This window comes from Deinococcus aerophilus, assembly GCF_014647075.1.
Taxonomy (GTDB): domain Bacteria; phylum Deinococcota; class Deinococci; order Deinococcales; family Deinococcaceae; genus Deinococcus; species Deinococcus aerophilus.
The window spans coordinates 1-952 of sequence record NZ_BMOM01000080.1; the positions used below are offsets into that span (position 1 = coordinate 1).

1 pseudogene is annotated in these 952 nt (G+C 53.7%); it reads right to left on the reverse strand.

What is annotated here, in order from left to right:
- A pseudogene (locus tag IEY21_RS16645) lies at positions 1-952 on the reverse strand (hypothetical protein); the annotation flags it as partial.

Below are 952 nucleotides of genomic sequence, written 5' to 3' on the forward strand. Positions count from 1 at the left end.
GGCGACGTTGGTAATGGTATTGCCACCGTTGTTAAGACCTGCGCCTGTTAAGCTGACGTTTTTGGTGGGGTCGGTATTGGTGATGGTAACCCCTGTGTTGTCCACTTTGGTGTTGCCTGCCGTTACGCTGCCATCACTGCCTAGGTTGATGTCTTTGGCAAGTTTGACCGCGATGCTGCCATCGGCGTTGGCGATGGTTTGGATGTTGTTTTCAGTGGAGGTGGTTGCGCCGCCTTTTAGGGTGAGTATGTCAGTAGGTTTGCGTTTGATGACGGTGGTGCTGTTGTCAGCGGTGTATTGCTGTTCGGTGTTTTGGATGGCGTTGTAAACGTCGCCCCCGTTGACTGCGTTTTTATTGCCTTGAGTGATGTAGTTGGTGCTGCCGCCATTGGCAAGGCTGTTTGAGTTGGTTAGGGTGGCGCTGTTGAAGCTGACGTCATCGGCTGTGGCAACGGTTAGGTTGTTGCCGCTGCGGGTGATTTTGATGTTGTTGCCGTCAAGTAGTTGTACGGTGTCGCCAGGTTTGACTTTGCTAGCACTGTCGCCATTGGCTTGAAGGTTCCAGCCTGAGTTGTTGATGGCGTTGGCAACATCGCCTGCGGTGGCTAAGGCGTTTGGTAAGGCTGGGGCTGCAATACTGCCACTGCTCGTATTGCTCAGTGCACTGGTGACAGCGCTTAGGTTGCCACTGCTGTCAACTTTGATGGTGCTGCCATCTGTTTTTGCGGCGACGGTGTAGGTTTTTGAGCCGTCAGGGTTTTTTGTGGTATTGACGCTGACCCCTTGGGTGCCGTCAACTTTGGTGGTCGCGGCAACTTGGGCGGTTTGGAGTTGGCTGACGTTGACTGCGTCATTTGCGTTCACCCCTGCGGCGACGTTGGTAATGGTATTGCCACCGTTGTTAAGACCTGCGCCTGTTAAGCTGACGTTTTTGGTGGGGTCGGTATTGGTG